At 69.0% G+C, this 5,912-nt stretch carries 4 protein-coding genes and 1 pseudogene; 2 read left to right on the forward strand and 3 right to left on the reverse strand.

What is annotated here, in order from left to right; translation table 11 throughout:
• Together BDIM_RS17825 and BDIM_RS03990 are read right to left on the reverse strand one after the other, a co-directional pair.
• A pseudogene (locus BDIM_RS17825) lies at positions 1-313 on the reverse strand (TolC family protein); the annotation flags it as partial.
• Between the two features lie 54 nt (positions 314-367).
• Positions 368-706, reverse strand: coding sequence for a hypothetical protein (locus BDIM_RS03990; RefSeq protein WP_200896456.1), 339 nt, complete (start codon positions 704-706; stop codon positions 368-370).
• A 247-nt stretch (positions 707-953) separates the two neighbouring features.
• Between BDIM_RS03990 and BDIM_RS03995 the strand changes: the two genes are divergently transcribed.
• Positions 954-2,129, forward strand: coding sequence for a M24 family metallopeptidase (locus BDIM_RS03995; RefSeq protein WP_040344963.1), 1,176 nt, complete (start codon positions 954-956; stop codon positions 2,127-2,129).
• Positions 2,126-3,376: an NAD(P)/FAD-dependent oxidoreductase gene (locus tag BDIM_RS04000; protein WP_040344965.1), complete on the forward strand. Its 1,251-nt coding sequence runs from the start codon at positions 2,126-2,128 to the stop codon at positions 3,374-3,376. Before BDIM_RS03995 ends, BDIM_RS04000 begins: the two co-directional genes overlap by 4 nt.
• A gap of 110 nt (positions 3,377-3,486) precedes the next feature.
• On the opposite strand, the gene BDIM_RS04005 is transcribed toward BDIM_RS04000, so the two are convergent.
• A partial coding sequence (locus BDIM_RS04005; protein WP_040344967.1) for a TonB-dependent receptor occupies positions 3,487-5,912 on the reverse strand: 2,426 nt, incomplete at its 5' end.

Here is a 5,912-nt window from a genome sequence, read left to right on the forward strand (position 1 = left end):
GCTCCAGATCCTGGCTGAACGCCAGGCTGAGGTCGCCTGCGCTGAGACCGGAATAGGGGCCGGACCCGACGACGTTCTCAAGGTTGATGGATAGGTTGGGATTGGGACGGACGCGCGCCTGACGGACGCGCGCTTCGGCGGCGTCGCTGAGGGCGTCGGCTTCGACGGCGGCGGGCGTTCGGCCCAGTTGGGCGAGCAGTTCGCCATAGGAGGGCGCGGGATCAGCCCACGCCGGGGCGGCGCCGAAAACGGCGACCACGGCGAGCGCGCAGCCGACCGCCAGACGCGGCCGACGACGATGTGTCGGAGACATGTTTGATTTCCAGAGATGATCAGAAGAAGGGCGCACGAGGGCGCAGACTTCCGATCAGCTTCTGGGAGGGCGCTTCAGTCCGTCGGAGGCGAACGACACGGTGCTGTCGTCGCGCAGGATGTAGCGGCTGGCCTGGACCTGGGGCCTGGCGATGTTGAAATCGCCGCTGGACGCGCGCTCGCCGGGGTGATGGCAGTGGCCGTGAATCTCGCCGCCCATGCGGTCGTGATCGCCCTTGGATCCGTCCTGGGCGTGTTCCCCATTCTCGCCGTGGGCGATGTCCATGGCCTGATGCGCGATCGCGGCGTCGGGCGCGCAGGTCGCCGCATCCGCCGCAGGCGCAACCACAAACACGGCGATGACCAGCATCAAGGCCGCGAAGAGGTTCGCCAATGTCATCATCGACCGAGGCATGGCCGCCTAGGTAGGAAAGGGCCGAGTTGAAGGCAATCTGTTATAAGGTTCGTCCGAAAGGGCGTTTTTGCGCCATATCGTCACGCCCTGAGGCTGCTCGCCGAACGGATCATGGCTCGGGCGCATGGGTGGGTGTCCGGGGAAGCGCGTCTGTCCGGCTCTTGCTCGATACTCCAAGCCATGAGAGAAGCAGCACGATAAATAATATACTATATACGTTGATAGCATGACGTTTCTTCCCCCCGCCGCCGGTCCCATCACTGCTGCTGAGCGGCGCGCTCGCATTCAGGCCTTGGCTGCACGGCTGAAGGCGGAAGGGACGGCGGCGTTGCTTCTCGGTCCTACGGCGTCGCTACGCTATTATACCGGTTTGGACTGGCATCCTTCGGAACGGCTGAGCGGGGCCTTGATCCACGCCGACGGTCGGGTGGAGTACGTCTGCCCCGGGTTCGAGCTGGACAAGGTCGCGGGATTGACGGCGGCGTCGAACGCCATCGCCGGCGACATCCTGACCTGGGAAGAGGAGGAGAGCCCCTACGCCTTGGCGGCGGGGCGTCTGCCGGAGGGCGGCGTCCTGGCGGTCGACGATCAGGCGGCGACCTTCATCTGGCTGGGCCTCAGCCGAGCGCTCGGCGCGGAGCGAGTCATCGACGGCGCGCCGCTGATCCTGGCCCAGCGCAGCCTCAAGTCGCCCGCCGAGATCGCGTTGCTGACACGCGCCAAGGCCATCACGCTGGAGGTCCAGCGCCGCACCCGCCGCTGGCTGAAGGCAGGGGTCCGCACGTCGGAGGTCATGGCCTTCATCGACGCCGAGCACCGCCTCCTGGGCGGGGAGGGCGGATCGTGGTTCTGCCTGGTCTCCTTCGGCGAAGACACCTGCCTGCCGCACGGCGGCGAGGGCGACCGCGCTCTGCAGGCCGGCGATGTGGTGCTGATCGATACGGGCACTCTGGTCGACGGCTATCACTCGGACATCACGCGCACCTATGTCTTCGGCGAACCGACCGACGACTTCCGCCGCGTCTGGATGCACGAGAAGGAGGCCCAGGCCCGCGCCTTCGCCGCAGCTCAACTCGGCGCGCCGTGTCACAGCGTCGATGACGCCGCGCGGGGCTATCTGACCGGCCTCCGATACGGCCCCGACTACCGACTGCCGGGTCTGCCGCACCGCACGGGGCACGGCATCGGCCTGGACATCCACGAGGCGCCGAACCTGGTGCGCGGCGACGCCACGCCGCTGGCGCCCGGCATGTGCTTCTCGAACGAGCCGATGCTGGTCATTCCCGGCCGGTTCGGCGTCCGCCTGGAAGATCATTTCTACATGACCGAGGGCGGGCCGGTCTGGTTCACCGAACCGTCGCACAGCCTGGACGACCCCTTCGGCGAGGGCGCCTCTGCATGAGGACGCCGCAGCGCTGGGCGGTCATCGGCGGCGGCCTGGTCGGAACGGCGACGGCTCTCAGGCTTCAGGCGGCGGGTTTCGAGACGATTCTGATTGACCGAGGCGATCCGCGACGCGGCGCCTCCTTCGGCAACATCGGCCATATCGCCGCCGAGCAGTGCGAACCCATGCCCTCGGCCGCGACCTTGAAAAGCGCGTTCGGCCGCTTGTTCGCTTTCGGCGGTCCGCTGGATTTCCGGGCGCGAGACGTGGCGTCGTGGGGGCCGTGGGCGCTGCGATTCCTGGCGGCCTCTCGCCCCGCGGAGGCCGCGCACGGCGCCGAGATCCTGGCGCGACTTCTTGATGATCCTCTGGGCGCCTGGATGCGGTTGGCGGCCCTGGCCGAAGCGCCGGACGGCCTGATCCGCCCGACCGGCCACGCGGTCGTCTGGTCCACGCCCGAGGCGGCGAGACGGGGACTTGAGGCCTGGCGCGGCGCGCGCACGGGAAGCGCTCGCTTCCGCCCCATGGAGACGGATGAGCTGGCCGCCTATGACGCGGTCCTGAAAGCGCGCCCTGCCGGGGGCATCCGCTTCACCGGCACGGGACAGGCCAGCGAACCCCAGAGCGTCCGCGACGCCCTGTCGACCGCCTTCACGAAGCAGGGCGGGCGCATCCTTCAGGCTGATGTACGCCGCCTGAGGCCCGTATCCGACGGCGTCGATATCGCTCTGGAAGACGGCGCGACCGTGGACGCCCAGCGGGTCGTCGTCGCGACGGGCGCGTGGTCAGCATCGCTGCTGGCGCCGCTTGGCGTGCGCGTTCCTCTGATCGGGGAGCGCGGCTATTCGGTCCAGTCCGCGCAGCACGATTGGCCTGAAGCCTTGCCGTTGACGGTGTTCGAGGATCGCGCCCTCGCCGTGGCGCGCTTCAATGGGGGGCTGCGCGCCTCTAGCCATGTCGAGTTCGGGCGGCCGTCGGCGCCGCCGGACCCGCGCAAATGGCGTCAGATCGAGGGGCATCTGAAAGCGCTGGGCATCGCCTTCTCCGACGCGCCGGACCGCTGGTGCGGACCGCGTCCGACCCTGGCGGATTATTTGCCTGCGATCGGCAGGCTGCAGGCTCATCCAGCGATCCACTACGCCTTCGGGCACCAGCACCTGGGCCTGACCCTGGCCGCCGTCACCGGAGAGGCGATGGAGCAGATCGCCCTTGGGCGGCCGTCTCCGCGATGGATGGAGGCCTTGCGCATCGAGCGTTTCGACTGATCAGAGCGTGCGATCAGGCCCGGGCGCCCTGAAGGGCGTGGCAGCTTGTTAGGAAATAATGGCGGTGCTGTCAGTCCAACGCTGACTTGTCTCCGCTGAAAGGGTCGGTGTCAGTAGCGGAAGCTCGCGCCTAGCCAGAACTGACGGCCATAGAGGCTGTAGTCGCGCAGGATGGCGCTTTGGGGCCCGGTCATGGCGCGTTTATCTTGGCCCGTCAGGTTGCGCACTTCGGCTGTCAGGCGGACGCCGGACCTGAGTTGATAGCGGACCTGGACATCGGTCTGGTGGTTGGCCAGCAGCAGGCTGTCCTCGGCGGCGGTCGGCCCCACGGTGGTGCGCGCGTCGCCGACATAGGCGTAGCTGACGTAGGCCTCGAACGGCCCGCGTTCGTAGAAGACCATCAGATTGGCCAGCCACTCGGACTGCTGCGGCAGGAAGTCGAGGGGGCGTTCGCCGCCGTCGAGCCCCCGGGCCAGGGTGCGGCCGCGTATCCAGGCGGCGTTGGCCGCCAGTCCGACACCTTCGAGATAGGGCAGGGCGCGGACGGACAGGCTCAACTCCGCCCCGTCGATGTTCACGGGGACGGCGTTGCGGGGGCGCTCTACCGTGACGGGGGTGCCGTCGATCACCTCGGGCGCGGCGTAGCGGTAGATCTCGCCGTCGACCGTCTTGCGGAACAGGTTGAGCGCGACAAGGCTGCGTCCCCGGTCGAAATAACGCTCCAGCGCCAGATCGTAGCTGCGCCCGCGCCGGGGGCGCAGACGCGGGTTGCCGCTGACCAGGGCGCCGTTGTCGGCGATGTATTCCGCCGCGCCCAGATCGCCCGGATTGGGGCGGCCCAGGCCCTCGGCGTAGGCCAGCCTTAGCCGTAGGTCCGGCGTCATGTCGTAGTGCAGCGAGATCGAGGGCAGGAAGTCGTCGAAATCCGCCTGGTGGCGCACCGGCGCGGCGACGCCGTTCTCGACCCGCATCGAGGCGATCTGCGTCGAGGTGCGCTCCCAGCGTCCGCCGACCACCAGGGCGTGGCGGTCGCTGCGATGCTCGGCCAGGGCGTAAAGGGCCGTGACCCGCTCGCCGACGTCATAGTCGGACGACGACGAAGCGGCGGCGCTGGCGGCCTCGTCGATGACGAAGTCCTGGGGCCGCGCCTCGAACAGTCGCAGGAAGGCGTCGAAATCGATGATCGGCTGGTCGGCCAGGCTGTAGAGCGGCCGGTAGCGCGCGGGCGACAGGACCTGCGTCAACGTCAGCCGTCCGCCGGTGTAGCGCGTATAGAAGCTCTGGCTGTGGTCGAAGGCGCGCGTCAGCGAGCGGCGCTTGGCCCCGGCCTGATACCCCCAGCCGCGCGCGTCGGCGCCGCGATTGACGGCGTAGTCGAGCTGAAGTTCGGCGACGCGCTCACGCGAATCGTCGACATAGGGGGCGTAGCGGTCGAAGACATAGGTATCGGGCTCGAACAGCCGGGGATCGACCCCCGACAGGCGGGTGACGCCGTTCATCAGGGCGATGTCGAACAGGGGCGAGGGCTCGCCCGGTCCGGCCGAGGCGAAGGCCAGTTCGGGCGAAGGCTCATAGAAGCGCGCCCTCGACACCGAGCCCCGCAGCGACAGGCGCCGCGTCTGGTCGGGACGCCAGTCGAGCGTCGCCTGGGCCGTGGTGACGGGTTTCTCGATCTGGAAGCTGTTGAACTGCACCCGACTGGGCTGGCCGCTGACCAGACGTTGACCCAGGCGCAGTTCGTTGTCGTCCTGCTGAAAATGCGACAACGTCAGGCCCAGCGTCAGCTCGGGCGTCGCCCGCGCCTCCAGCTTTCCCACCAGGCCGTAGCGGTTGATGGTGTTGGGATAAGCCTGCCAGTGGACCTGGGCGCCGGCCGGGGCGGGCACGAAGGTCGGCGAGGTCACGGCGTGCGTCGCCATGAAGCGTTCCTGGTCGCGGCTGCGGCGATTGTAGTTGGCGACCAGCAGCAGGCCCACGCGATCGTCCGCGCCCAGGGTCGTGGAGACCAGGCCGTCGATGCGGAAATTGGCGCCGTCGTCGAAGGCGCGGCCATAGCCGCGTCCCGGCGCGTCGGTGGAATCCGACCGCCCGACCGCCGCGCTGGCCACCGCGTGCAGCCCCGGCTGCTCCAGCGGCGAGCGCAGCCGCAGGTTCAGGGCGCCGCCGATGACGGCGCCGTCGACGTCGGGGGTGCGCGTCTTGGTCACCTCCAGCGCCGTCACGGCGGTCGAGGGGATGCTCTCGAGGTTCAGCTGGCGGTTGTTGCGCTCGGCCGTGGCCAGACCCGCCCCGTCCAGCCCGCCCAGGGTGTAGCCGGCGTTGAGGCCGCGGATCGAGACGTAGCGGCCCTCGTCCTCGTCGAACACGGTCTGGACGCCGGGCAGGCGGCGCAGGCTGTCGGCGATGTTGTGGTCGGGCTGCTGGCCGATGCTGTCGCTGGTGCGCACCTCGGTCAGCCGGTGTTCGCGGCGCTTGGCGGCGACGGCATCGACCTGCTGCTTGCGATAGCCGAACACCAGGACCGGCGCGACCTCGA

Origin of the sequence: Brevundimonas diminuta ATCC 11568, from assembly GCF_000204035.1 — a bacterium.
Taxonomy (GTDB): Bacteria; Pseudomonadota; Alphaproteobacteria; order Caulobacterales; family Caulobacteraceae; genus Brevundimonas; species Brevundimonas diminuta.

What these genes read in the sequence shown, in the direction of transcription:
- BDIM_RS04000 (WP_040344965.1), top strand. Translation starts at nt 2,126, where the DNA reads ATGAGGACGCCGCAGCGCTGGGCGGTCATCGGCGGCGGCCTGGTCGGA.
- BDIM_RS03995 (WP_040344963.1), top strand. Translation starts at nt 954, where the DNA reads ATGACGTTTCTTCCCCCCGCCGCCGGTCCCATCACTGCTGCTGAGCGG.